The organism is Microbacterium sp. Yaish 1 (assembly GCF_002245215.1).
Taxonomy (GTDB): Bacteria; Actinomycetota; Actinomycetes; order Actinomycetales; family Microbacteriaceae; genus Microbacterium.
Genome location: NZ_NPMR01000002.1, coordinates 1,067,271 through 1,090,055, shown reverse-complemented (window position 1 = coordinate 1,090,055; position 22,785 = coordinate 1,067,271). Strand labels below are relative to the sequence as shown.

The following is a 22,785-nucleotide window of genomic DNA, read 5'->3' as shown; positions in this document are numbered from 1 at the left end:
GCACCCGCAACGGTGTGCTTTCGCGGGGATGGTGCGTGCTCGGGCGGGCTCCGTCAGGCGGGCGCCTCACGCAGCGCGGCGATCCAGGAGGGGAACGCGTCGAGGTGCGCGTCGTGGGTGCCATCGGGGAGCGGCAGGATGCGGGTGCCCGGGCGCCGGCGAGCGAGCTCGGCCCGCTGCTCGGGGGAGAACATGCCGCGGCGGGCGAACACCGCCGTCGTCGGCACCGCGAGGTCCTTCCACTCCGCCCACCGTGGCTCGTGCACCGCGGCGATCACGGCCTGCATGACGTCGGCGTCGAAGCGAGGTCGCCACCCCGAGGGCGTCTGCTCGAGGTCCGCGACCCAGGCCTCGGTGAGCGGCGAGTCGCCGAGGAAGCCCCGCGCGGCGGCGGCATCGGCGAACGGGATCGGCCACGAGGTGAAGAAGGCGCCGAGGTCGGCGGCATCCTGTGGATCGGTGCTCCCGGCCGGATGCCCCTCCAGCATCACCAGCCGACTGACCAGGTCGGGATGCCGGCTCGCGGTGAGCAACGCGGTGTGCGCGCCCATCGACTGCCCGACCAGTGCCACTCGTTCTTCCGGCGCGAACCGCTCGATCACGGCGACGACATCCGCAACGAAGGCGTCGCGGGAGCGGTCGTCGGGTCGCCGCGTGCTGCAGCCGTGACCGCGCTGGTCGAGCAGGAGCACCCGGTGCCCGTCGGTGAGCGCATCCGCCGTGGGCATGAGCTCGCGCGAGCTGCCTGCCAGCCCGTGCAGCAGCAGGACCGCAGGGCCGGTCCCTCCGGCCTCGGTCACCGCGAGCGAGACGCCGTCGCGTTCGATGAGCGTGCGGCGGCGTTGCGTCATCCGTCCATTGTCCGGGTGTGGCGCCCGGCCGATCGACGAGCACGCACCGTCGCCGCGAGAACGCACCCGCGACGGTGCGTTCTCGGCGCGATGGTGCGTTCTCGACGCGAGCTACGACCAGCGCCGGGGCGTGACCTCGTCCGGGTCAGGGGGCGAACGCCACCGTTCCCACCGCGAGAACTCCCGCGACCTGCAGGCTCCGTCGCCGGGATGACAGGAACGCCGCGGTCAGCGCGACGACGACACACAGCGCCACGAAAAGACGAAAGCCCCATGACGCGGTGTCGAAGAGATACCCCTCGTCATCTCGCACCGCGAGCAGGCCGGACGCGACGTCGAGTCCCGCGAGCACGACCGCGCCCGAAGCGATCGCGAGCCGTGCAGCGGGACGGACGTCGAGCTTCGTCCCGCCGCCGAGCCTAGGCGGTCAGACGGCGGCGGGGGACGACGTCCAGCCGAGCGCGGGGGCGACGTACTTCGCGAACGACTCGACGATGCGCAGGTTGAACTCGACGCCCAGCTGCGAGGGAATCGTCAGCATGAGGGTGTCGGCGCTCATGACGGCGGCATCCTGCAGCAGCTGCTCGAGGAGCACGTCGGGCGCCGCGGCGTAGGTCTTGCCGAAGGTCGAGCGCATACCGTCGATGTAGCCGATGCCGTCCTGGTCGTTGCTGCCGCCGAAGTACAGCTCGTCCTCGGCGGTCGTGATCGGGAAGACCGATCGGCTGACCGACGTGCGGGGCTCACCGGGATGCCCGGCTTCGCGCCACGCGGCGCGGAACGCGTCGAGCTGTCGGGCCTGGAGGATGTCGAACGGCGTGCCGTCCGCCTCGGTGAGGAGCGTCGACGACATCAGGTTCACTCCCATGCGGCCGGCCCACTCCGCGGTCTCGGTCGTTCCGGCGCCCCACCAGATGCGCGAGCGGAGGCCGGGGGAGTGCGGCTCGATCCGCTGCTTGCCGTTCCCGCCTCCGAACGGACTGTTCGGGTCGCGCTCGGCGAGCCCCTCGCCCTCGATGGCGCGGAGGAAGGTGTCGAAGTGCTCGCGAGCGATGTCGGCGCCGCGGGGATCCTGCGACCCGGTGTATCCGAACGCCTCGTACCCGCGGACGACGGTCTCGGGTGACCCGCGGCTGACGCCGAGCGCGAGCCGTCCGTCGGAGATCAGGTCGACCGCCGCCGCCTCCTCGGCGAGGTACAGCGGGTTCTCGTATCGCATGTCGATGACGCCGGTGCCGATCTCGATGTTCTTCGTGGTCGCGGCGATCGCGGCGAGCAGCGGCATCGGAGAGGCCTGCTGGCGCGCGAAGTGGTGCACGCGGAAGTAAGCGCCCACGGCGCCGAGGTCGTCCATACCCTGGGCGAGGTCGATCGCCTGGCGCAGCGAATCGCCGGCGGTGAGCTCGCGACCGCCGCCGAGCGGACCGTAGTGACCGAACGAGAGAGTGCCGAAACGCTGCATGTCAACCCGCAACGCCCGCGGCCCCGTTCGCATTCCCTCCTGCATAGGCTGGGCGAAACCGACCCCGGGAGGTGTCATGGTCCAGGTCCGCGTTCTCGGGGTCGCGCTCGATCCCGCTCAGCAGCACGTCATCCTGCTCAAGCCCGTCGATGCCCTGTCGGATCGGGTGCTGCCGGTCTGGATCGGTTCGCAGGAGGCGACGTCGATCCTCGTCGCGGTCGAAGGGGTCTCGCCGCCGCGTCCCCTCGCGCACGACCTCATGATCCGCCTGCTCGACGCGACCGACGCCACCGTCGACCGGGTGGAGATCACCCGCATCGACGACGGCACGTTCTACGCCGAGGTGACGGTCACGGCTCTCACCGGATCGCGGGTGGTCGATGCCCGCCCCTCCGACGCGATCGCGCTCGCCTCGCGTGCCGGGGCGCCGATCTTCGTCGCCGACGACGTGCTCGCCGAGGCGGGCATCCCCGACACCGTGAGCGAAGCGCCGGAGGGGGCCGAGACTCCCGAGGCGGCCGAGCAGCGCGTCGCGGAGTTCCGCGAGTTCCTCGACGACATCGACCCCGACGACTTCCGTGGCTGACGCGCCGGGCGAAGAGCCGGCGCAGCCGCATCCGATCCACACCCCCCCGACGAAAGGAACACCCATGTCTCGCATCCTGATCATCGGAGGCCACGGCAAGGTCGCGCTGCGCCTGGAGCCGATCCTCGCCGAGCGCGGTGACACCGTCACCGCCGTCATCCGCAACCGCGACCACGAGGCGGATGTCGCGGCGACCGGAGCCACGCCGCTCGTCGCCGACGTCGAGTCGTTCGACGTCGACCAGCTGACGAACCTGCTCAGCGGCAACGACGCGGTCGTCTGGGCCGCGGGAGCCGGGGGAGGGGATGCCGCCCGCACCTGGGCGGTCGACCGCGATGCGGCCATCCGCTCGATCGATGCCGCCGCGGCCGCCGGCGTCCGCCGCTACGTCATGGTGTCGTACTTCGGTGCGGGACCTGATCACGGCGTGCCCGAGGACGACTCGTTCTACGCCTACGCCGAGGCGAAGGCGGAGGCCGACGCCCACCTGCGCGAGAGCGGACTGGACTGGACCATCGTCGCGCCGAGCGCGCTGACGCTCGACGAGCCGACCGGCAGCATCACGGTCGGCGGTTCAGGCAAGGAGTCCGTTCCGCGTGGCGATGTCGCGGCGGTCATCGCCGCCGTCCTGTCCGAGCCCGCGACCGTCGGGCGGATGATCGAGTTCACGGGTGGTGACACCCCGATCGAAGCGGCGCTCACAGCCGACTGACGGTTTTTGTTAGGGTTGCCTTGCCTCATCGCGCTCGCCGCGAGATCGACCCGAGGGAAGGCCCCACATGCTGTCTCGTCCTGTCCGGCGCGCCCTGAGCGCCGTCGCCATCTCGGCCGCCGCGGCCCTCGTCGTCGCCGGATGCGCTGCGCAGCCCTCCGCTGCTGACGCCGCGCCGGAGGCCAGCGCGGCCCCGCGCTCCGTCGAGCATGCCCGCGGCGTCACCGAGGTTCCCGAGCAGCCCCAGCGCGTCGTGACCCTCGAGCCCCTCGAGCTCGACACCGCGGTCTCCGTCGGCATCACGCCGGTGGGGGCCGCGGTCGCGAGCAACGTCGCGGGAATCCCGGCGTACCTCGAGGTCGATGGCGTCGAACCGGTCGGCACGGTGCCCGAGCCCGACCTCGAGGCGATCGCCGCGCTCAAGCCCGACCTCATCCTCGGAACCGAGGCGCGCCATTCGAAGCTCTACGACCAGCTCTCGGCGATCGCTCCGACGGTCTTCATCGCGACGCAGGCCGACCCGTGGCGCGACAACGCCGAGCTGATCGGCGAGGCTCTCGGACGCGAGGACGAGGTCGCCGCGCAGATCGCCGCCGTCGACGACCGCTGCGCCGAGATCGGGGCGGCACACGACCTCGCCGGCAAGACGGCGCAGGTCATCCGTCCGCGCGACGAGACGACGCTCAGCCTGTACGGCCCCGTGTCGTTCGCGGGCAGCCTGCTCGAGTGCGTCGGCTACACGACGCCCGAGCATGACTGGGCCGACGGGCTACAGGCCGACATCTCTCCCGAGAACGTCCTCGACGCGCGTGCGGACGCCGTCTTCGTCACGGCCTCGGACGTGACCGACGCGTCCGCGATCCCGGCGGCGATCACCCAGAACGCGGATGCCTTCCCGTCGGTGACGCTGGTCGACACGAGCACCTGGGTGGCCGGCGTCGGTCCCCGCGGCGCTCAGAGCGTGCTGACCGACATCGAGCGCTTCCTCGACGGGCGGTGAGCTCGAGAGCCGGACGCGCCGCGGCGGGCGCCGCGATCGCCCTGGCCCTGATGCTCGTCGTCGCGGCATCCCTCGCCGTCGGCGCGAATCCGCTCTCGCTCGACACGGTCGCGGCGGTGCTGCGGGGCGAGGGCTCTCCCGAGGCGACGTTCGTCGTGGCCGAGCTCCGGATCCCGCGGACGGTCGTGGGACTCCTCGCGGGCGCGGCGCTCGGCGTCGCCGGCGCGCTGATGCAGGCCTTCACGCGCAACCCGCTCGCCGACCCCGGCATCCTCGGCGTCAACGCCGGTGCCGCGCTCGCCGTCGCTCTCGGGATGGCGGTGCTCGGCGTGCGCGCGGCGTCGGGCACGGTGTGGTTCGCGTTCGTCGGTGCGCTCGCCGTCACCGTCGCCGTCTACCTGATCGGCTCGGGCGGACGCGGGGCCGCGGGCCCGATCCGGCTCACGCTCGCGGGTGTCGCCCTCGGCGCGGTGCTGTCGGGCATCACGACGGGCATCGTGCTCAGCGACCCCGACGCGTTCGACGCCATGCGCAGCTGGAACGCCGGGTCGCTGCTGGGTCGCGGCTGGGACACGATCGTGCCGGTCGCGCCCTTCATCGCCGTCGGGCTCGTGCTGGCCCTCGTTCTCGGCGCCGGACTCAACGCCGTCGCGCTCGGCGACGACGTCGCTCGGGCGCAGGGGGCGAACCTCGCCGGCATCCGGATCGGCGTCATCGTCGCCGTGACCCTCCTCGCGGGCGCGGCGACAGCACTGGCCGGGCCGATCTCGTTCGTCGGGCTCATGGTGCCGCACATCGCCCGCTGGCTCTTCGGCGCCGATCACCGGGTGATCCTCGCCGTCAGCGCGCTGCTCGCGCCCGTCGTCGTGCTCGCGGCGGATGTCGTGGGGCGCGTGCTCATCGCGCCCGCGGAACTGCCCGTCGGGATCGTCACGGCGTTCGTCGGGGCTCCCATCCTCATCGCGCTCGCGCGCCGACGCCGGGCGAGCGCCCTGTGAGCGGCGCGCCACGGATGCTGAGCCTGCGGATCGGCGGGCTGCACGTGCTGCTGCGCCTGCGCAGCGTCGTCGTCGGGATCGCTGCTCTCGCGGGAGCGGGCGTCCTGCTGGTCGTCGCCCTCGGCGCCGGTACGTTCCCGGTCGCGCCGGGCGACGTCGTCGCGGCGCTGGTGGGTGCGAGCGACGATGCGCTCGTGCAGACCGTCGTCCGCGAGTGGCGGCTGCCCCGCGCAGTCGCGGCGCTCGGGGTGGGGGCGACCCTCGGGATCGCCGGGGCGCTGTTCCAGACCGTCACGCGCAATCCGCTGGCGAGTCCCGACATCCTGGGGCTCTCGAGCGGCGCCTTCACGGGCATGCTCGCCGCGCTCGTCCTCGTGTCGTCGAGCTGGCCGGTGCTCGTGGGCGGCTCGCTGATCGGCGCCCTCGCCACCGCCGTGGCGATCTGGGCGCTCGCCTGGCGCGGCGGGCTGCAGGGGTTCCGCCTCATCGTCGTCGGCATCGGCGTCTCGGCGATGCTCGCGTCGCTCAACACCTGGATGCTGCTGCAGATCGAGCTCGAGACGGCGATGTTCGCCTCCGCCTGGGGTGCCGGCAGTCTCAACGGTGTCACGGCTCCGGCGGTGGCCGGCGCGCTCGCGTGCGCGGCTCCGTTCGTCGTCGCGTCGTTCGCGCTCGTGCCGCGGCTGCGCCAGCTCGAGCTCGGTGACGACCTCGCAGCCGCGACGGGCGCCCGACCGCACCTGGTCCGCACACTCGCACTGCTGGTCGGGGTCGTGCTGGTCGCGGCGGCGACGACCGTCGGCGGTCCGATCGCCTTCGTCGCGCTGGCAGCACCGCAGGTGGGGCGCCTCATCGCGCGGACTCCGCACCTGTCGCTCGGCCTCTCCGCTCTCATCGGAGCCGTGCTGCTGATCGCCTCCGACCTCATCGCGCAGCACCTGCTGCCCGCCCCGCTCCCCGTCGGCGTCGTCACCGTCTCGCTCGGCGGCGCCTACCTCGTCCTCATGATCGTGCTGGAGGTCCGCCGCCGTGCCTGACCCGTTCCCCCCGGCGACATCGCTCGCCGCAGAGTCCGTGACGCTCGCCTACGACGGCGCCGAGATCGTCCGCGATCTGTCGGTGCGGATCGAGCCCGGGTCGTTCACCGTCATCATCGGTCCCAACGCCTGCGGCAAGTCCACTCTCCTGCGCGGCCTGTCGCGCCTTCTCGCACCGCGCGCGGGGAACATCGTGCTCGACGGCCGCGCGATCGCCGAGCTGCCCGCGAAGGAGGTCGCCCGGCGCCTGGGTCTGCTGCCGCAGTCGGCGATCGCCCCCGAGGGCATCACCGTGCGCGAGCTCGTCGGACGCGGTCGCTACCCGCACCAGACGCTCTTCCGGCAGTGGTCCACCGCGGATGACGCGGCCGTCGACGAGGCGCTGGCGGCGACCGGCACGACGCAGCTCGCCACGCGCCCCGTCGAGGCGCTCTCGGGCGGCCAGCGCCAGCGTGTCTGGGTCGCGATGGTCCTCGCACAGCAGACCGACCTGCTGCTGCTCGACGAGCCGACGACGTTCCTCGACGTGGCCCACCAGGTCGAGCTGATGGAGCTCTTCGCCGAGCTGAACGAGCGCGGCCGGACGATCGTCGCGGTGCTCCACGACCTGAACCATGCCGCCCGGTACGCGAGCCGCATCGTCGCGATGCGCGACGGACGCATCCTCGCGGAGGGACCGCCGGCCGAGGTGATCACGAGCGAGCGGGTGCAGGAGGTCTTCGGGCTCGCGAACATCGTCGTCGACGATCCGGTCACCGGCGGGCCCCTCGTCGTGCCGCTCCGCGCGCGTCGGGGCGGCGCCGGCGCAGGGGAGGAGACGCTGTGATCGCCGAGCGTCCCTGGGCCTACAGCGCCTTCGTCGTCGAGGTCGCCGCCGTGGTCCGGCTCAGCCCCGGGTTCATCCGCATCACCCTTCGCGGCGAGTCGCTGGCGAACTTCGCGCCGTGGGGGCTCGACCAGCGCATCAAGATCGTCCTTCCCCTGCCGGGTCGTCCGGCACCCGGCCTGGCCGATTTCGGCCTGCTCGACGAGCCGACCCCGCACCCCTCCGACTGGTACGCGCGGTGGAAGGCTCTGGCTGAGGATGACCGCAACGTGCTGCGCACCTACACCCCCTCGGCCATCCGCGTCACCGAACGCGAGATCGACGTCGACTTCTTCCTGCACGAGCCCGTGGGGCCGGCGTCGGCCTGGGCCCTGGCCGCCCGGCCCGGCGACCCCCTCGTCATCACGGGCCCCGACGTGCGGATGGGGTGGACGGGGTACGGCATCCACTGGACGCCCGGCGACGCCACCCGGTTCCTCCTGGTCGGCGACGAGACGGCCTTCCCGGCCCTGCGGAACATCGTCGCCTCGCTGCCGGCGGAGGCGCGGCCGCACGTCATCGTCGGCGCGGCCGACCCCGCCGACGACCTCGTCACCGACGCGCTCGCCGGTCGCGCGCTCGTGACGCGTGTCGAGCACCGCGCCGGCGACGAGGCCCTCACCACGGCTGTGCGGTCGTGGGCCGCGGAGCACGGCGCCGCGGCGGCCGCCGACCCGGGCTTCGCGGTGTGGCTCGCCGGCGAGTCGGGCGTCGTCACCGGCATCCGCCGGTTCCTCACCACCGACGTCGGCATCCCGAAGGAGCGCATCTCGTTCCTCGGGTACTGGCGGCACGGCGGTCCGCTGGTCGGATGACGCCCGACCCGGCACACTAACTCCTCATGGTGGGAGGTGGTCTCGGCGGTCGTCGCGGGTATCCGGGCCGTCCGGTGTGGGCCGCGCCCGAGATTGAGGAGTTAGCGCGGGGCGCCGCGGGGCATCGCCCGCTCGATACGCTGACGGGATGACCCCGCGCGACCTTCCCGGCGGCGCTGTGCTGCGCGCCGCCCGCCCCGGTGACGAGACCGGCATCCTGGCCTGCATCCACGCCCTCGCCGTCTACGAACGAGAGCCGGATGCCGTCGAGAACACCGCCGAGATGCTGCGCGCGACGCTGTTCGGAACGGAGCCCCGCGCCTTCTGCCACGTGGTCGAGCGCGACGGCGCGATCGTGGGCATCGCGATCTGGTTCCTCACCTACTCGACCTGGACGGGGCGCCACGGCATCTGGCTCGAGGACCTCTACGTCGACGAGTCGCAGCGCGGCACCGGCTACGGCAAGGCGCTGATCGCGTCGCTCGCCGAGGTCTGCGTCGAGCGCGGCTACTCGCGGCTGGAGTGGACCGTCCTCGACTGGAACGCGCCGTCGATCGCGTTCTACCGCTCCATCGGCGCCGAGCCCATGGCGGAGTGGACGACGCAGCGCCTCACCGGCGACGCTCTGCACGCGCTCGCCGGCTGAGACCCCCTTGCCCGTCCGGGCGCTCCGCGTCAATCCCGGCGACGCGGTCGGGACCCGCTCGTAGGGTGGAGGCATGGCAGATCAGATCCGCGTTCCGAACGTGTCCCTCAACTCCGGCTTCGAGATCCCCCAGCTCGGCTACGGCGTCTTCAAGGTCGACCCCGCCGAGACCGAGCGTCTCGTCTCGGAGGCCTTCGAGGCGGGCTACCGCCACATCGACACCGCCGCGATCTACGGCAACGAGGAGGGCGTGGGCCGCGCCATCGCCGCGAGCGGCATCCCGCGTGACGAGCTGTTCATCACCACGAAGCTCTGGAACGACCGCCAGGGCGGCGACGAGCCCCGGAAGGCGCTGTCGGAGAGCCTCGAGAAGCTCGGGCTCGATTTCGTCGACCTGTACCTCGTGCACTGGCCGGCCCCCGCCAACGGCAACTACGTCAACGCGTGGCAGAAGCTCATCGAGCTGCGCGACGCGGGCCACACCCGCTCGATCGGCGTCTCGAACCACCTCGTCGAGCACCTCGAGAAGATCCACGCCGAGACCGGTGTGCTCCCCGCCGTGAACCAGATCGAGCTGCACCCGGCCTACCAGCAGAAGGAGGTCGTCGACTGGGCGACCGACAAGGGTGTGCGCATCGAGTCGTGGGGTCCGCTCGGCCAGGGCAAGTACGACCTGTTCGGCGCAGAGCCCGTCGCCGAGGCGGCCGCCGCGCACGGGAAGAGCCCCGCGCAGGTCGTGCTGCGCTGGCACCTGCAGCGTGGCTTCATCGTCTTCCCCAAGACGGTCAGCCGCGAGCGCATGGTCGAGAACGCGTCGCTGTTCGATTTCGAGCTCACCACGGCTCAGGTCGACGCGATCTCGGCGCTCGACCCGGGCGACGGCTCGGGCCGCGTGAGCGCCCACCCCTCCGAGGTGAACTGACCCCGGCCCCTTCGGCCTTCGGCTTCGGGCGCAGTTCTCGGCATCCCGCGCAGATGGTTCTGCGGCGGATGCCGGGAGCTGCGCCCGATCCGCGTGCGGCCGCGGGTTTCGTAGGCTGGAGGCGTGGCATCCGTTCTCAACGTCTCGGCGTACCTCTTCACGCACATCGCCGACCCCGTCGGGCTGCGCGGGGTGCTGCGCGAGCGCGCCGAGGGCGCGGGGCTCAAGGGCACGATCCTGCTGGCCGAGGAGGGCATCAACCTCTTCCTCGCCGGTGCCCAGACCGATGTTCGGGGCTTCCTCGACGACCTGCGCGCCGACGAGCGCTTCGCGGCGCTGACGGCGAAGGAGAGCTGGTCCGACGAGCAGCCGTTCGGCCGGATGCTCGTGAAGGTCAAGCGCGAGATCATCCGCATGGACCGCCCCGCCATCCGGCCCGCCGCCGAGCGGGCTCCGAGCGTCTCGCCGAGCGACCTGCGTCGCTGGCTCGACCAGGGCCACGACGACGCCGGGCGCGAGATCGTCCTTCTCGACACCCGGAACGCCTTCGAGGTCGACTACGGCACGTTCGCGGGAGCCGTCGACTGGCGCATCGAGCGCTTCACGCAGTTCCCGGATGCCGCAGCGGCGCACCGCGATCAGCTCGCGGACAAGACGGTCGTCAGCTTCTGCACGGGCGGCATCCGCTGCGAGAAGGCCGCGATCGTCCTGCGCGAGGAAGGCGTCGACGCCTATCAGCTCGAGGGCGGGATCCTCGGCTACTTCGAGCACGAGGGCGGCGCGCACTGGAACGGCGAGTGCTTCGTCTTCGACGAACGCGAGGCCCTCGCCCCCGACCTGACGGCGCGGCGCTGACGGTGCCGCGAACCGTCGTCCTCACCGGCGCCGGCATCTCCGCCGAGTCGGGCATCCGTACGTTCCGTGCCGCCGACGGGCTCTGGGAGGACCATCGCATCGAGGATGTCGCGACTCCCGAGGGCTATGCGGCCGACCCGGCTCTCGTCCACGCGTTCTACGACGAGCGTCGTCGCGCGGCGGCCGCCGCGGAGCCCAATGCGGCCCATCTCGCCCTCGCCGACCTCGAAGCACGGCGCCCGGGCGATGTGTTCATCGTCACGCAGAACATCGACGATCTGCACGAGCGTGCCGGGTCGGTGCGCGTCAGCCACATCCACGGCGAGCTCGCGTCGGCGCTCTGCGAGGCGTGCGGAGAGCGGATGCCGTGGCAGGGCGACCTCGCTGACGGGCCGCCCTGCCCGGTGTGCGGAGCCCGAGCACTCCGCCCCGACGTGGTCTGGTTCGGTGAGGCGGTATATGGGCTCGACGACATCTTCGACGCGGTGGCGCTGTGCGAGCAGTTCTGGGTGATCGGGACGTCGGGGGCGGTCACGCCCGCGGCATCCCTCGTCGCGGTGGCGGCGGAAGCCGGGGCCCGCACCGCTCTGCTGAACCTCGAGGCCTACGAGGACCTTCGCCTGTTCGACGACGTCGTGCTCGGCCCGGCGACGGCCACCGTTCCCGAGTGGGTCGCCCGCTTCTGAGCGTCGGGGGTCAGGGGTCGGGGGTCGGCGGTAGCGTCGTCGCATGGAACCGCACCGGCTCACGCGTGAGCAGGCCCGTCGCATCATCGTGCGGGCGCAGCTGCTCGAGGCCGACCGGCCCGGCGACGTCGTCGAGGTGGCCGAGCAGATCGGGGCGATCAAGATCGATCCGACGGCCGTCATCGCGCCCAGCGAGCAGGCGATCCCGTGGACGAGGATCGGCTGGGGCTACGAGCCCGGGCAGCTGACCAAAGCCGTCGAGGACGACCGGCAGCTCTTCGAGTACGCCGGCTCGTTCCACCCGGCGAGCATGCTCCCGGCGATGCGGGTGCGGATGCGCGAGCGGTCCGTGCGTGAGAGCACGGCGGCCTGGCTCGAGGCGAACAGCGCCTTCCGAGCCGACGTCCTGGCGCGACTGCGCGCCGACGGGCCTCTGCTGGCGTCCGACATCCCCGACACCGCCGCCGTGCCCGCTGGTAACGACAGCGGCTGGTACAGCGACAACCAGGTGCCGCGCATGCTCGATCTGCTCGAGCGGCTCGGCGAGGTCGCGGTCGTCGGGCGTGCCGGTCGGCTGCGCCGCTGGGATGTCGCGGAGCGGGCGCGCGGCCCCGAGCCCGACGACCTGACCTACGACGAGGCCGGGGCGATGCTCGACGAGCGCCGTCTGCAGGGCGCGGGGCTCGCGCGGCAGAGATCGTCGTGGTCGGGGGTGGGGACCGCGGGCGAGCCGGCCGTCGTCGAGGGCAGCTCGTGGAAGTGGCGGGTCGACCCGCGGGCGCTCGAGGCCATCGACGACGATCCCGGCGGGAGGGTGGCGATCCTCAATCCGTACGACGGGATGCTGTTCGACCGGCCGCGACTGGTCGAGGCGTTCGACTTCACCTACAAGCTCGAGCAGTTCGTGCCGAAGGCGCAGCGCGTGTACGGCTATTTCGCGCATCCGATCCTATGCGGCGACCGGTTCATCGGTCTTCTCGACGCCGCCCTCGACAAACCGAAGGAGAACCTCGTCGTCACGGCGCTGCACGAGCTCGTGCCCTGGGAGAGCGAGGAGCGCGAGATGGTCGAGGCGGAGATCCGCGACCTCGGCGAGTGGCTCGGCGTGCCGGTGCGCGGGCTCGACTGACCCCGGCCTCGGGGCCTACCAGCCGACCGCCGAGGTCGCAAGTCGGTCGCGACGGCGCCGGTGACGGCGAAGCATGGTGACAGCCCCGCAATCGAAACGAAAGGAGCCGCCCATGGCTCGCATCATCGAGACCATCGACGTCGACGTTCCCGTCTCCGTCGCCTACAACCAGTGGACGCAGTTCGAGTCGTTCCCGCACTTCCTGAGCTTCGTCGAGTCGGTCACCCAGCTCGACGACGGCACGACCCACTGGAAGGTGAAGATCGGCGGGGCCGAGCGCGAGTTCACCGCCAAGATCACCGAGCAGCACCCCGACGAGCGTGTGGCCTGGAACAGCGTCGGCGGCAAGGACGAGCACGCCGGTGTCGTGACGTTCCACAAGCTCAGCGACAACGAGACCCGCGTCACGGTTCAGCTGGACTGGAAGCCCGAGGGCTTCGTCGAGTCGGTCGGTGCCGCCATCGGCATCGACGACCACGCCGTGAAGAAGGACCTCACGCGCTTCAAGGAGTTCATCGAGTCGCGCGGCACCGAGACCGGTGCCTGGCGCGGCGACATCGAGAACTGACCCCGGCGCGATACGACGAGAGGCCCCTCCGTTCGGCGGAGGGGCCTCTCGTCGCGGTGCCGAGCGGCTGCGGGCGGTACCGAGCGGCTGCCGCTCAGCTGCTGAGCTTGCGCAGCGCCGATCGCTTGTGCGCCGCCCGGTCGCCGCTCTTCTCCGCCTCGACGATGAAGGCCGGCTCGTCGGCGGATGCCGTGAACTTCTGACCCGCGAACTGGAAGTCCTTCTCCTTCTTCTCGACGATCTTTCCCTGCGTTCGTCCCTGAGAGGTGTCCCAGCTCACGCGGTCGCCCTTCGACAGTTCCTGAGCCATCCCGGTTCCTTCCGTTGTGCTTCGAATGCGGCGATCCTGTCGCCCGGCGGCGCCGGGGGAGAAGTCGTTGACACACCGGGGTCGGATGCGCCAGCACTCCCGCCGACTGCCCGCGGCCTGCGAGACTGCGGGCATGCGCACGATCATCATCACGGGAGCCAGCGACGGGATCGGGGCGGCCGCGGCGCGGCGCCTCGCGCGGGAAGGGCACCGCGTCGTGCTCGTCGGGCGCTCGCCTGAGAAGACCCGGGCTCTCGCGAGCGAGCTCGACGCGCCCTACCACCTGGCCGACTACGCCGAGCTCGCCCAGGTGCGGCGTCTGGCCGACGAGCTGCTCGAGGCGTATCCACGGATCGACGTCCTCGCCAACAACGCCGGCGGTATCTTCGGCCCGCGTGCCCTCACCGTCGACGGCTACGAGCAGACGTTCCAGGTCAATCACCTCGCCGGGTTCCTGCTGACGAACCTGTTGCTGGAGCGACTCATCGAGAGCGAGGCATCCGTCATCCAGACGGCGAGCGTGGCCGCGCGCCTGTTCTCGCGGTTCGACGTGAGCGATCTGAACGCGGCGAAGCACTACTCGGGGCGCATCGCCTACGGCAATGCCAAGCTCGCCGACATCCTGTTCACCCGTGAGCTGCAGACCCGCTTCGGCGACCAGGGCATCTCGGCGGCCGCCTTCCACCCCGGCGTGGTGGCGACGCAGTTCGCCGCGAACGTGCCCGGCCCGCTCCGGTGGGTCTACCACAACCCGCTCGTGCGGAGGCTGCTCACCACGACCGACGAGGGCGGCGCGCGTCTGGTCTTCCTCGCCGACGGCATCCCGAACCGCGACTGGGTGCCCGGCGCCTACTACGAGAACGACCGCCCGACCCGGTCGCACCGCAACGCGACGGACCCCGATCTCGCCCGCGAGCTCTGGGACCGCAGCGCCGAGATGGTCGCCCTCGCCCGCTGACCCGTCCGCGCCGAGCACGCACCGGCGCGCCGAGCACGCACCGCGCACCGTGCACTTTCGCCGGGATGGTGCGTGCTCGGCGGGAGATGCGCAAGGGGGTCGGGCGGGGCGCGCGGGGGCACGTACCGTGAGGGCGACGAACGGGAGGATGACATGGTCGACAAGCGCAACGAGCCCCACGGACCCGAGCAGATGCCGGACCGCCACCCGCGGCCCGATCCCACCGATCTGACCAATCAGGCGAGCTTCCGGCAGGGGGCGGCGTCGCGCTGGCTCGTGCCCGGTGGAGTCCTCGCGGCGGTCGCGATCGTGCTCTACGTGCTGGCTTTCCAGCTGCAGACGGCGCTGCCCGCCATCGGCATCGTCTACGCGGTCGTCGGCTGGGCGATGATGGTCGTCGCCGCGCGCTCGTCGGACGACGCGCCCGTGCGCAACCGGCGTCTCGCCTTCGCGATGGGCATCCTCGCCGTGGGGTCTCTCGCGCTCTTCGTCCTGATCTACATCACCGAGACGCTGTAGCCCCCGCCCCCACGCCACCGCCGAGAACGCACCTCCGAACCGAGAACGCACCATGCAGCGTGCGTGCTCGCGTCGAGGGTGCGTTCACGGCGGCATCCGCACCGCGCCTAGACCCCGCCGTCGCGCGACGCAAGCACCCTGGTCGTTCCGCGCGCGACACCTACCGTGGTCGCATGGCGACGGCAGACGCAGCATCCGATCCTCGAGCGACACGACGGCACCCCGCGCATCATCGGGTCGTCGTGGTCGGCGGTGGCAACGGCGGTGTCTCGGCCGCAGCCCGACTGCGACGGCAGGGGGTCGACGACATCGCGCTGATCGAGCCGAAGGACACCCACGAGTACCAGCCGCTGTTCTCGCACGTCGCCGGTGGCACCGCGCGAATCAGCGAGACGGTCCGGCCGCAGCGCAGCGTCATCCCCGACGGTGTCCGGTGGATCCAGGATGCCGTGACCTCGGTCGATCCGCACCGGTCGACGCTGCGCCTGGCCTCGGGCGGCGAGGTCGGCTACGACCATCTCGTCCTGAGCCCCGGGATGCAGAAGGACTGGGCGAGCGTTCCGGGCCTGGCCGAATCGATCGGCACGGGCGACGTGACCACCCACTACGAGCGCGACCTCGCGGCCCGCACCTCGTTGCGCCTGCGCGACCTCCGGCGGGGCACCGTCGTCTTCACTCAGCCCGCGGGCCCGGCCTCGTGCGCCGGCGCCTCGCAGAAGCCGATGTACCAGGCGTGCGACTACTGGCGGCGCACCGGCGTGCTGGATGACATCCGGGTCGTTCTCGTCGTGCCGGAGAACACCGTGTTCGGCATCCCGGCCTTCGACCGTGAGATCCAGCGGGCGATCGACCGCTACGGCATCGAGCTGCGGACGCAGAGCGCGTTGATCGAGGTGGATGCCGCGGCATCCGAGGTCGTGATCGCCTCGCCGTCCGGCATCGAACGCCTCCGATTCGATCTCGTCAACGTCGTGCCGCCCCAGTCGGCGCCCGACTGGATCCGCGAGTCCGGGCTGGCAGCCGACGGCGATGCGGACGGGTTCGTCGACGTCGACCCCGAGACCCTGCGCCACACCCGCTTCGGCAACGTGTGGGCCATCGGTGACGCCGCCGCGACGACGAACTCGAAGAGCGGGGGAGCGCTGCGCAAGCAGACCATGGTGCTCGCGAAGAACCTCACCGCAGCCCTGTCGGGTGCCGAGCCCCGCGCGCGGTACGACGGCTACGGCGTGTGCCCGATGACGGTGTCGCGGTCGAGTGTCGTGTGGGCCGAGTTCGGTCCGTCCGGCGAGCTCATGCCGACCATCCCCTTCTTCCGGCGCATGTACCGCGAGAGTGCGCTGTCGTGGCTCTTCGACCGGCGCGTGCTGCCGTGGGTGTACTGGAACCTCATCCTCACCGGGAGGGTGTGACGCCTGCGGCATCCTGGCCGGCGTCGCTGCCCGCCGCGGGCGCGCGCTCGGCCGTCAGCCGCACGCGGGCCACGAGGATGCCGGCGATCAGCGCGCCGAGCCCGCCCACCGCCATGTCGCCGATCGTGTCGTCGTAGGTCACGAGGATCGAGTCGACGAAGACCTTCCCGATCCATTCCACGATCTCCCACAGCGCGGCGAAAGCGAGGCCGAACGCCGTCGTGACGACGAGGCCGGTACGCGCCCGGAATCCCGCGGCTCCGGGAAGCGGCACGATCCCGACCCGGGCTGCCGCGATGTAGGCGAGCGCCGCGAGGACGCCCGTGCACACGAGGTGCACCGGGATGTCCCAGGACGGCAGGCTGCGGTACAGATCGACGACGTTGCTCCACGCGGCGACGAGAACCGTGACGCCGCACACGATGTCGAACCCGGGCCGGACGCCGACGAAGCGCGGTGCGACGAGTGCGGGGAGCGCGAATGCGAGGATGCCGGCGTCGGTGAGCTCGAACCACAGCGCGGCGACCACGACGCTGAGCAGGCCGCACAGCCGGACCGCGTCCGCGATGACCGCACTGGTCGTCCGAGGCGGGCGGAGGAAGTTCTCGATCATGACGGGGCGGCTCATGACGCATCCTCTCGCAGCCCGAGGAGGACATGCACCCCGAGGTGGTCGGAGGGCGCCGCGCCGTCGATCGTCCGGGCGTCGACGGCCGCCCGTGTGACGCGCGACGCCCGGTCGACGGCGATCCAGTCGATCGGCCCCTTGCGGACGCGCGGCGGATGGTAGCCGCCATAGGTGTCCCAGAGCGGAGTCGTGCGGATCTCGGCGGCGTGCCACGCGTCGACCAGGTCGCCGCTGAGCAGCGCCGACACCGGTGCGGACCCCGGCCCGGCGTTGAGATCGCCCATGACGACGACCGGCCCCGGCGTCTCCGCGGCGAGGTCGTGCAGCAGCCAGGCCGAGCGCAGACGCGACCGCGCTGAGAAGACGTCGAGGTGCGTGTTGAAGACGGTCAGCCCGCTGCCGGTGACCCGATCGCGAAACGCCGCCCGGACGACGACCCGTGGCACCGGATTGCCCCACGACGCCGATCCGGCGACGGTGGGCGTCTCGGACAGTGCGAGCTGGGTGTGGCCGGTGAGCTCCAGCCGGTCGGCGTCGAAGAAGATCGGGCATCCCTCGCCGCGGCCGTCGACGCCCCGGCCGTGACCGACGAAGCGGTACGACGTGCCGAGCGAGGCGCGCACGAGGTCGGCCTGGTCGGGCATCGCCTCCTGCGTGCCGAGGATCGCGGGCGGGTCGGCGTGCAGCACGGTGGCCAATCGCCGACCGCGCACCGTCCAGCGGTCGTTCGGGGGCCACGTCGGACCGTCGATGCGTCGGCGGATGTTCCAGGTCGCGACGTGGAGGTCGTGCGGATGCATCTCGCCCGGGCCGAACAGGCGGGCGACGGTGCTCGCGCCCGCTGCGCCCGTCATCGTCGAGCCTCCGCGGCGCGGGCGATGCGGCGGCGTCTCGTGCGCCGCAGCCGCCGGGCGACGCGGCGGTGCGGCAGCTCGTCGGGCCAGTGCGCGACGACGGTGTGGAAGCCGCGGGCGACCCGCGTGCGGAAGGCTCGACCGTCGTCGAAGGGCCGCATCGAGATCCCCATGTCGGCCCGTCGCGAGTACGCGATACGGTGCCGTCCGCCCAGGTGGAACGCCAGGTCGAAGTCGTCGTGCACGTCGGCGTCGCCGCGGTGCACCTCCGTGCTGACGCTCCGCCACGCGGCGCGCCGGAAGGCGAGGTTCGAGCCGAACAGCGGCAGGTGGCCGAGCGCGGCGAACCCCAGCAACGCGTAGAGCCCGAGGTAGGTCGCGGCGAGGGGACGGCGCAGCACCCGCGGTCCGTCGATGAAACGCGCGCCGCCCGTGAGCACGGCGACATCGGGGCGGCGGGCGAAGTCGCGGCAGAGGTCGGCGATCCAGGTCGGGGACGGCAGCGAGTCGGCGTCCAGTCGCAGCACGAGATCGCCGATCGCGTGGTCATAGCCCGTCGCCGCCGCGGCGGGGATGCCGGCCGCGGCGCATTCGACGACGCGGGCACCGGCGGCACGGGCGACGTCGGCGGAATCATCGCGCGAGCCGTTGTCGACGACGACGATCTCGTCGGGCGGCTCGGACTGCTCGGCGAGGGCGCGCAGACACCGCCGCAGCATCACGGCGTCGTCCTTCACCGGGATCACGACCGAGACGGTCGGACGGTGCAGCGGGGGCCGGGATTCGCATGTCATCGGACCTCACGCTACGGCGGGCGGGGGAGCCCCGGCAGCGGCTTGACAGTGCTGCGGCGCCTCGTCAATGACATGCTGGGGGTATGCCTCAGCAGAGCGACCTCCTCGCCGTCCTCGTCGATGCCGACAACGTCTCGCCGTCGCGGATCGGCGGTGTGCTCGCCGAGATCGCCACTTATGGCACCGCCTCGGTCAAGCGCGTCTACGGCGACTGGACCAAGTCGCAGTTGCGCGGGTGGAAGGATGCCGCGAGCGAGCACGTCATCCAGCCGATGCAGCAGTTCGACAACACGACCGGCAAGAACGCGACCGACAGTGCGCTGATCATCGACGCGATGGACCTGCTGTACACGCGCCGGTTCCAGGGGTTCTGCATCGTCTCGAGCGACAGCGACTTCACGCGTCTGGCCTCGCGTATCCGCGAGGAGGGCGTCACCGTCTACGGCTTCGGTGAGCGGAAGACGCCCGAGGCCTTCCGCAACGCGTGCGATCAGTTCACCTACCTCGAGGTGCTCGGCGTCGTCGACGAGAAGGATGCTGCGCGCTCGACGACGGCTGAGCGCTGGACGTCCGCCGCGCTGCGCGGCGATGCGCGCCTCGTGGCCCTGCTCCGCAGCGCCGCCGAGACGGCCTCTGCCGACGACGGCTGGTCCGACCTCGGGACGGTGGGGCAGCTCATGCGCAAGCAGCAGCCCGACTTCGACCCTCGTAACTGGGGCTACGCGAAGCTGTCGGATCTCGTGCGAGCGGTGGGGCTGTTCACGATCGAGTCGAAGCCGGGCGGGATGTCGCTGCGCCCGAAGACCTCGGCGGGCGTGAAGGGCTCCGACGACACCGCTGCGGATGCGCCGGCGAAGGGCCGCGGCGAGGCGCGCGGCGAGGCGGAGGCCGGAACGGCCGGCGGACGCTCGCGCCGCAAGCCGTCGCGCGCGAAGGGCGCCGCGCCCGAGGGCGAGCCGCCGGCGCGCGACGACACCGGCGACTCCCGCGACGAGGCCTCGCAGGCGACGCCCGCGGCCGAACCGGCGGACGGTCCCTCGTCACGCAACCGCCGTCCGATGATCGAGCAGCTCACGCTGGGTGCAGCCCTGGATGCGGCTCTCGACGCCGTCTCGTCGGCGGCGCGTGACAACGCTGCGGCACCCGCAGCACCGTCGGAGCGCACGGAGACGGCCGGCGCGGCAGCGACCGAGCCCGCGCCGGTGTCCGACGCGGCCGAGACCCCGGATGCCGCGAGCCCAGACGAGCCGGCAACGGGGGCCGACGCCGCTCCGCTACCGGATGAGGCGCCTGCCGCGGGACGGTCCGCGAAGAAGACCAGCGGGAGGACAGCGGCGAAGACGAGCGCGAAGTCCGAAGCGGCGACGACCGCGGCGAGCGGTGAGGCGAAGACCCGGACTCCTCGCAAGACGGGGGCCCGCACCGCTGCGAAGCGCGCGACGGACGCCGACGCCTCGACGGAGACGGAGACGGAGACGGAGACGGCTGCGCCGGCTTCGGGCACCGACGCGGCGTCCGCCCCCGCGGCTGACGTCGATGCCGGCGCCGAGTCCGTTCCCGCTGAGCCGGAGGCGTCGTCCGACGCGCCGGCTCGGCCGAAGCGCACGTCGCGGAGCCGCGCCGCCGCCCCGCAGACGCCGTCGGACGAGACCGAGACCGAGACCGAGGCCACCGTCCGGCCGAAGCGCGCACCCCGCAGCCGGAAGGCTCCGGCGACGGATGCTTCTGCGGAGCCCGCCGCTGAGTCACGCGCCGAAGAGCCCGCCGCAGCAGAGCCCGCGGCAGCAGCACCCGCCGAGACCGCGGCTGCTCCCGAGGTGGCATCTGCGCCCGTCAAGCGGGCCCCGCGCCGGGCATCACGCCCCGGTTCATCCGCGAGCTGATCCGCAGGTGCCCGCGGGTCAGCGGCGGCTGCGGCGCAGCGCTGCGGCGACGGTGCGGCGGCGTCGCCGGGCCGGGACGACGGGGACCGGCTGCGTGACCACCGCGTCGACGACCATCGATCCGCTCGCGGGGCCGACGACCGGCACGGGAGTCGTCGCAGCGCTGATGTGATCCGCGCGAGCGACCGGCATGGTCGCGAGTTCGCGACGCGCACGCAGGTAGGCCGGGATCAGGATCACGGTCGCCCCGAGCCAGGCGAGGGGATTGCTCCACGCGACACCCGCGAAACCGATGAGCGCGCCGAGCACGACAGCCGCTCCGGCGCGCATGAACAGCTCGACGATTCCGGTGATGGTCGGCACGAGAGTGTGACCGAGGCCCTGCAGCGCCCCGCGGAGCACGAACAGGACGCCCAGCGCCGTATAGGTCGCGCCGTTGATGACCAGCATGAGGGCGGCGAGCGACACCACGTCGTCCGCTCCGTCGCCGACGAACAGCCGGACGAGCGGCGCCCCGAGCGTGATGAGCACCGCACCGAGTCCGACGGCACCGATGACGGCCATCCACGTCGCCTGCGCGACGCCCTGGCGGATGCGGTCGGGACGTCCGCCGCCGTAGTTCTGGGCGACGAACATCGAGACGGCGAGTCCCAGCGACTGCAGCAGAGCGATCGCGAGCCCGTCGACGCGGGATGCGGTCGTGTAGGCGGCGACGGCGTCGGCGCCGAGCTCGTTCAGGCGCACCTGCACCGCGAGCGTGCCGATCGCGATGATCGAGGCCTGGAACCCCATCGGCAGGCCGAGTCGCAGGTGCAGCGCGAGATCGGCTCGCGTGATGCGCCAGTCGGCGCGCCGCATGCGCAGGACGGGGATGCGCCGGCGGATGTAGTCGAGGCACAGCACCACCGAGAGCGCCTGCGACACCACCGTCGCGAGGGCAGCGCCACCGACGCCCCATCCGAGTGGCCCGACCATCAGCACGACGAGCACGACGTTGAAGACGCACGCGACCGTCAGGAAGATCAGCGGGGTGCGGGAATCGCCGATGGCGCGGATGATGGCGGCGAGGTAGTTGAAGAACATCGTCGCCCCGGCGCCCAGGAAGCTGACGATCGCGAACGTCGTCGCGTCGTCGAGCAGTTCGGGAGGCGTCTGCAGCAGCCGCAGGAGCGGGCGCGAGAGGAACGGTGCCACGACGGTGAGCGCGACGCTCGTGACGGCGGTCAGCGTGGCGCCCGCCGCGACCGAGCGGCGGACTGCGGCGTGGTCACCGGCGCCGAAGGCCTGCGCCGTGGGGATCGCGAATCCCGAGGTGAGTCCCCACGCGAAGCCGATGAGGAGGAAGAGCATCGATCCGGTTGCGCCGACCGCGGCGAGTGCATCGACACCGAGCCAGCGACCCACCACGACCGCGTCGACGATGTGGTACATCTGCTGCACCACGTTGCCGATCAGAAGGGGCACCGAGAACGCGAGGATGACGCGCCAGGGGCTGCCGGTGGTGAGGGTGCGGGACATCGCGGTGGCCTTCGAGAAGATGCGGGCACGACAACGGCGGCGCCGGAGCGCCGCCGTCGGTCAGTGTATCGAATCGATTCGAGATGTGCCACGGGATATCCCGCACGCGCACACGCGGTGTCAGCGGGCCGAGCCCTTCCGCGGCTTCAGGAACGCGCCGCCCTCCTGCTTCTCGCGCTTGGCGGCTCGTTTTTCCTTCAACGATAATTGCGGCGCCTTTTTGTCGCCGCGTGTGCGTGGTGTTTTGGTCGACATGAGAACTCGCTTCCCCTTGTGGCTGGCGTGTGACTCCCGACCATAGCCCGAAAGAAAAGGAAGTCAAATCGCTCCTCAGCTGCGGAATCCGGCGACTTGCTTTTCTGCGGGGACTGGCTATGGTGGGTGGTCACCGCCCCGTCATCTCGCCTTTGCGGGCTCGAGATCGGGGCTTTTCGTGCACCGCAAAAAGCAGAACGGAAGAAAAATGGAGAAGACAGCCGAAGCGACGTCGAGCGACGTCCGGACGCGTCTGGAAGCGCTCCTCGCGGAACGCCGTGAGCTGCTCGCGGATATCGAGCCGCGTGCCGTTCCCTCGGTCGATCCGGTGGCGTATCAGGCCGCCGCATCGCACCGCGCCGCGATCACGCTGATCAGCGAGGCGCTGGACCGCGTTCGTGCGGGCTCGTACGGTCAGTGCGTCGGATGCGGTCGCGCGATCGCTCCCGCACGTCTGGAAGCAGTTCCCTACGCTCCCGCGTGCATCGAGTGCCAGAGCCGGGCCGAGACCGCCTGAGGACG

General features: G+C 71.8%; 27 protein-coding genes. 18 read left to right on the top strand and 9 right to left on the bottom strand.

Going from position 1 to position 22,785, the window contains the following annotated elements; all coding sequences use genetic code 11:
• Positions 1–53 precede the first annotated feature (53 nt).
• The 3 genes from CI089_RS14290 to CI089_RS14280 all read right to left on the bottom strand — a co-directional run bounded on the left by CI089_RS14290 (position 54) and on the right by CI089_RS14280 (position 2,313).
• Positions 54–851, bottom strand: coding sequence for an alpha/beta fold hydrolase (locus CI089_RS14290; protein ID WP_094262114.1), 798 nt, complete (start codon positions 849–851; stop codon positions 54–56).
• Positions 852–996: 145 nt separating this feature from the next.
• Positions 997–1,203 (bottom strand): hypothetical protein, encoded by a 207-nt coding sequence (locus CI089_RS14285; RefSeq protein ID WP_094262113.1) that lies wholly within the window; start codon positions 1,201–1,203, stop codon positions 997–999.
• Positions 1,204–1,278: 75 nt separating this feature from the next.
• A complete protein-coding gene (locus CI089_RS14280) occupies positions 1,279–2,313 on the bottom strand; it encodes an LLM class flavin-dependent oxidoreductase (RefSeq protein WP_094262112.1) in 1,035 nt (344 codons plus the stop codon).
• A gap of 76 nt (positions 2,314–2,389) precedes the next feature.
• Here CI089_RS14280 and CI089_RS14275 point away from each other — a divergent pair, with 76 nt between their 5' ends.
• The 13 genes from CI089_RS14275 (at position 2,390) to CI089_RS14215 (ending at position 13,132) form a co-directional block, all read left to right on the top strand.
• Positions 2,390–2,899 (top strand): bifunctional nuclease family protein, encoded by a 510-nt coding sequence (locus tag CI089_RS14275; protein WP_094262111.1) that lies wholly within the window; start codon positions 2,390–2,392, stop codon positions 2,897–2,899.
• A 64-nt stretch (positions 2,900–2,963) separates the two neighbouring features.
• Positions 2,964–3,611 carry an SDR family oxidoreductase gene (locus tag CI089_RS14270; protein ID WP_094262110.1) on the top strand — a complete coding sequence of 216 codons (648 nt, stop codon included), beginning with the start codon at positions 2,964–2,966 and terminating at the stop codon, positions 3,609–3,611.
• 67 nt (positions 3,612–3,678) lie between these two features.
• Positions 3,679–4,611, top strand: coding sequence for an ABC transporter substrate-binding protein (locus CI089_RS14265; RefSeq protein ID WP_094262109.1), 933 nt, complete (start codon positions 3,679–3,681; stop codon positions 4,609–4,611).
• Positions 4,608–5,609: a FecCD family ABC transporter permease gene (locus CI089_RS14260; RefSeq protein WP_256978000.1), complete on the top strand. Its 1,002-nt coding sequence runs from the start codon at positions 4,608–4,610 to the stop codon at positions 5,607–5,609. Before CI089_RS14265 ends, CI089_RS14260 begins: the two co-directional genes overlap by 4 nt.
• Positions 5,606–6,646: a FecCD family ABC transporter permease gene (locus tag CI089_RS14255; RefSeq protein WP_256977999.1), complete on the top strand. Its 1,041-nt coding sequence runs from the start codon at positions 5,606–5,608 to the stop codon at positions 6,644–6,646. Before CI089_RS14260 ends, CI089_RS14255 begins: the two co-directional genes overlap by 4 nt.
• On the top strand, positions 6,639–7,472 hold the full coding sequence (locus CI089_RS14250) for an ABC transporter ATP-binding protein (protein ID WP_094262108.1): 834 nt from the start codon (positions 6,639–6,641) through the stop codon (positions 7,470–7,472). The genes CI089_RS14255 and CI089_RS14250 overlap by 8 nt, the downstream gene beginning before the upstream one ends.
• Positions 7,469–8,326, top strand: coding sequence for a siderophore-interacting protein (locus tag CI089_RS14245; protein WP_094262107.1), 858 nt, complete (start codon positions 7,469–7,471; stop codon positions 8,324–8,326). Before CI089_RS14250 ends, CI089_RS14245 begins: the two co-directional genes overlap by 4 nt.
• Positions 8,327–8,474: 148 nt before the next feature.
• A complete protein-coding gene (locus tag CI089_RS14240) occupies positions 8,475–8,972 on the top strand; it encodes a GNAT family N-acetyltransferase (protein ID WP_179223345.1) in 498 nt (165 codons plus the stop codon).
• Between the two features lie 73 nt (positions 8,973–9,045).
• Complete coding sequence (locus CI089_RS14235; protein WP_094262106.1) at positions 9,046–9,894, top strand: aldo/keto reductase; 849 nt, start codon at positions 9,046–9,048, stop codon at positions 9,892–9,894.
• A gap of 123 nt (positions 9,895–10,017) precedes the next feature.
• Complete coding sequence (locus CI089_RS14230) at positions 10,018–10,749, top strand: sulfurtransferase (RefSeq protein WP_094262105.1); 732 nt, start codon at positions 10,018–10,020, stop codon at positions 10,747–10,749.
• 2 nt (positions 10,750–10,751) lie between these two features.
• Positions 10,752–11,435: an NAD-dependent deacylase gene (locus tag CI089_RS14225; protein ID WP_094262104.1), complete on the top strand. Its 684-nt coding sequence runs from the start codon at positions 10,752–10,754 to the stop codon at positions 11,433–11,435.
• A gap of 43 nt (positions 11,436–11,478) precedes the next feature.
• Positions 11,479–12,564, top strand: coding sequence for a DNA glycosylase AlkZ-like family protein (locus CI089_RS14220; RefSeq protein WP_094262103.1), 1,086 nt, complete (start codon positions 11,479–11,481; stop codon positions 12,562–12,564).
• 112 nt (positions 12,565–12,676) lie between these two features.
• Entirely contained in the window at positions 12,677–13,132 is a 456-nt protein-coding gene (locus CI089_RS14215; RefSeq protein ID WP_023951935.1) for an SRPBCC family protein, read from the top strand.
• Between the two features lie 94 nt (positions 13,133–13,226).
• Here the strand turns inward: CI089_RS14215 and CI089_RS14210 are convergent, their stop codons facing one another.
• Positions 13,227–13,442: a DUF2945 domain-containing protein gene (locus CI089_RS14210; protein WP_094262102.1), complete on the bottom strand. Its 216-nt coding sequence runs from the start codon at positions 13,440–13,442 to the stop codon at positions 13,227–13,229.
• Positions 13,443–13,575: 133 nt separating this feature from the next.
• On the opposite strand from CI089_RS14210, the gene CI089_RS14205 reads away from it, so the two are divergent.
• The 3 genes from CI089_RS14205 (at position 13,576) to CI089_RS14195 (ending at position 16,331) form a co-directional block, all read left to right on the top strand.
• Positions 13,576–14,400, top strand: a complete 825-nt coding sequence (locus CI089_RS14205; RefSeq protein ID WP_094262101.1) for an SDR family NAD(P)-dependent oxidoreductase — start codon at positions 13,576–13,578, stop codon at positions 14,398–14,400.
• Positions 14,401–14,553: 153 nt separating this feature from the next.
• Positions 14,554–14,919 (top strand): hypothetical protein, encoded by a 366-nt coding sequence (locus CI089_RS14200; RefSeq protein WP_094262100.1) that lies wholly within the window; start codon positions 14,554–14,556, stop codon positions 14,917–14,919.
• A gap of 173 nt (positions 14,920–15,092) precedes the next feature.
• Complete coding sequence (locus CI089_RS14195; protein ID WP_094262099.1) at positions 15,093–16,331, top strand: NAD(P)/FAD-dependent oxidoreductase; 1,239 nt, start codon at positions 15,093–15,095, stop codon at positions 16,329–16,331.
• Here CI089_RS14195 and CI089_RS14190 read toward each other — a convergent pair.
• The 3 genes from CI089_RS14190 to CI089_RS14180 are packed head-to-tail and all read right to left on the bottom strand — an operon-like array spanning position 16,315 to position 18,607.
• Complete coding sequence (locus CI089_RS14190; protein WP_256977997.1) at positions 16,315–16,959, bottom strand: hypothetical protein; 645 nt, start codon at positions 16,957–16,959, stop codon at positions 16,315–16,317. The two genes, CI089_RS14195 and CI089_RS14190, sit on opposite strands and share 17 nt — an antisense overlap.
• Complete coding sequence (locus CI089_RS14185) at positions 16,956–17,813, bottom strand: endonuclease/exonuclease/phosphatase family protein (protein WP_094262098.1); 858 nt, start codon at positions 17,811–17,813, stop codon at positions 16,956–16,958. The genes CI089_RS14190 and CI089_RS14185 overlap by 4 nt, the downstream gene beginning before the upstream one ends.
• Complete coding sequence (locus CI089_RS14180; protein ID WP_094262097.1) at positions 17,810–18,607, bottom strand: glycosyltransferase; 798 nt, start codon at positions 18,605–18,607, stop codon at positions 17,810–17,812. The genes CI089_RS14185 and CI089_RS14180 overlap by 4 nt, the downstream gene beginning before the upstream one ends.
• Positions 18,608–18,690: 83 nt before the next feature.
• Between CI089_RS14180 and CI089_RS16500 the strand changes: the two genes are divergently transcribed.
• Positions 18,691–20,490 (top strand): NYN domain-containing protein, encoded by a 1,800-nt coding sequence (locus CI089_RS16500; RefSeq protein WP_218823042.1) that lies wholly within the window; start codon positions 18,691–18,693, stop codon positions 20,488–20,490.
• An 18-nt stretch (positions 20,491–20,508) separates the two neighbouring features.
• Here the strand turns inward: CI089_RS16500 and CI089_RS14170 are convergent, their stop codons facing one another.
• Positions 20,509–22,008 (bottom strand): MATE family efflux transporter, encoded by a 1,500-nt coding sequence (locus CI089_RS14170; RefSeq protein WP_094262096.1) that lies wholly within the window; start codon positions 22,006–22,008, stop codon positions 20,509–20,511.
• Between the two features lie 120 nt (positions 22,009–22,128).
• On the bottom strand, positions 22,129–22,263 hold the full coding sequence (locus tag CI089_RS16650; RefSeq protein ID WP_256977996.1) for a hypothetical protein: 135 nt from the start codon (positions 22,261–22,263) through the stop codon (positions 22,129–22,131).
• A gap of 208 nt (positions 22,264–22,471) precedes the next feature.
• On the opposite strand from CI089_RS16650, the gene CI089_RS14165 reads away from it, so the two are divergent.
• Positions 22,472–22,780, top strand: a complete 309-nt coding sequence (locus tag CI089_RS14165; protein WP_094262095.1) for a TraR/DksA family transcriptional regulator — start codon at positions 22,472–22,474, stop codon at positions 22,778–22,780.
• The last annotated feature ends 5 nt before the right edge of the window (positions 22,781–22,785 follow it).

Coding starts and splice junctions, on each gene's coding strand:
- CI089_RS14235 (WP_094262106.1), top strand. CDS start 9,046: ATGGCAGATCAGATCCGCGTTCCGAACGTGTCCCTCAACTCCGGCTTC.
- CI089_RS14205 (WP_094262101.1), top strand. CDS start 13,576: ATGCGCACGATCATCATCACGGGAGCCAGCGACGGGATCGGGGCGGCC.
- CI089_RS14275 (WP_094262111.1), top strand. CDS start 2,390: ATGGTCCAGGTCCGCGTTCTCGGGGTCGCGCTCGATCCCGCTCAGCAG.
- CI089_RS16650 (WP_256977996.1), bottom strand. CDS start 22,263: ATGTCGACCAAAACACCACGCACACGCGGCGACAAAAAGGCGCCGCAA.
- CI089_RS14170 (WP_094262096.1), bottom strand. CDS start 22,008: ATGTCCCGCACCCTCACCACCGGCAGCCCCTGGCGCGTCATCCTCGCG.
- CI089_RS14180 (WP_094262097.1), bottom strand. CDS start 18,607: ATGACATGCGAATCCCGGCCCCCGCTGCACCGTCCGACCGTCTCGGTC.
- CI089_RS14200 (WP_094262100.1), top strand. CDS start 14,554: ATGGTCGACAAGCGCAACGAGCCCCACGGACCCGAGCAGATGCCGGAC.
- CI089_RS16500 (WP_218823042.1), top strand. CDS start 18,691: ATGCCTCAGCAGAGCGACCTCCTCGCCGTCCTCGTCGATGCCGACAAC.
- CI089_RS14215 (WP_023951935.1), top strand. CDS start 12,677: ATGGCTCGCATCATCGAGACCATCGACGTCGACGTTCCCGTCTCCGTC.
- CI089_RS14165 (WP_094262095.1), top strand. CDS start 22,472: ATGGAGAAGACAGCCGAAGCGACGTCGAGCGACGTCCGGACGCGTCTG.
- CI089_RS14265 (WP_094262109.1), top strand. CDS start 3,679: ATGCTGTCTCGTCCTGTCCGGCGCGCCCTGAGCGCCGTCGCCATCTCG.
- CI089_RS14220 (WP_094262103.1), top strand. CDS start 11,479: ATGGAACCGCACCGGCTCACGCGTGAGCAGGCCCGTCGCATCATCGTG.
- CI089_RS14280 (WP_094262112.1), bottom strand. CDS start 2,313: ATGCAGCGTTTCGGCACTCTCTCGTTCGGTCACTACGGTCCGCTCGGC.
- CI089_RS14195 (WP_094262099.1), top strand. CDS start 15,093: ATGGCGACGGCAGACGCAGCATCCGATCCTCGAGCGACACGACGGCAC.
- CI089_RS14210 (WP_094262102.1), bottom strand. CDS start 13,442: ATGGCTCAGGAACTGTCGAAGGGCGACCGCGTGAGCTGGGACACCTCT.
- CI089_RS14240 (WP_179223345.1), top strand. CDS start 8,475: ATGACCCCGCGCGACCTTCCCGGCGGCGCTGTGCTGCGCGCCGCCCGC.
- CI089_RS14290 (WP_094262114.1), bottom strand. CDS start 851: ATGACGCAACGCCGCCGCACGCTCATCGAACGCGACGGCGTCTCGCTC.
- CI089_RS14190 (WP_256977997.1), bottom strand. CDS start 16,959: ATGAGCCGCCCCGTCATGATCGAGAACTTCCTCCGCCCGCCTCGGACG.
- CI089_RS14270 (WP_094262110.1), top strand. CDS start 2,964: ATGTCTCGCATCCTGATCATCGGAGGCCACGGCAAGGTCGCGCTGCGC.
- CI089_RS14185 (WP_094262098.1), bottom strand. CDS start 17,813: ATGACGGGCGCAGCGGGCGCGAGCACCGTCGCCCGCCTGTTCGGCCCG.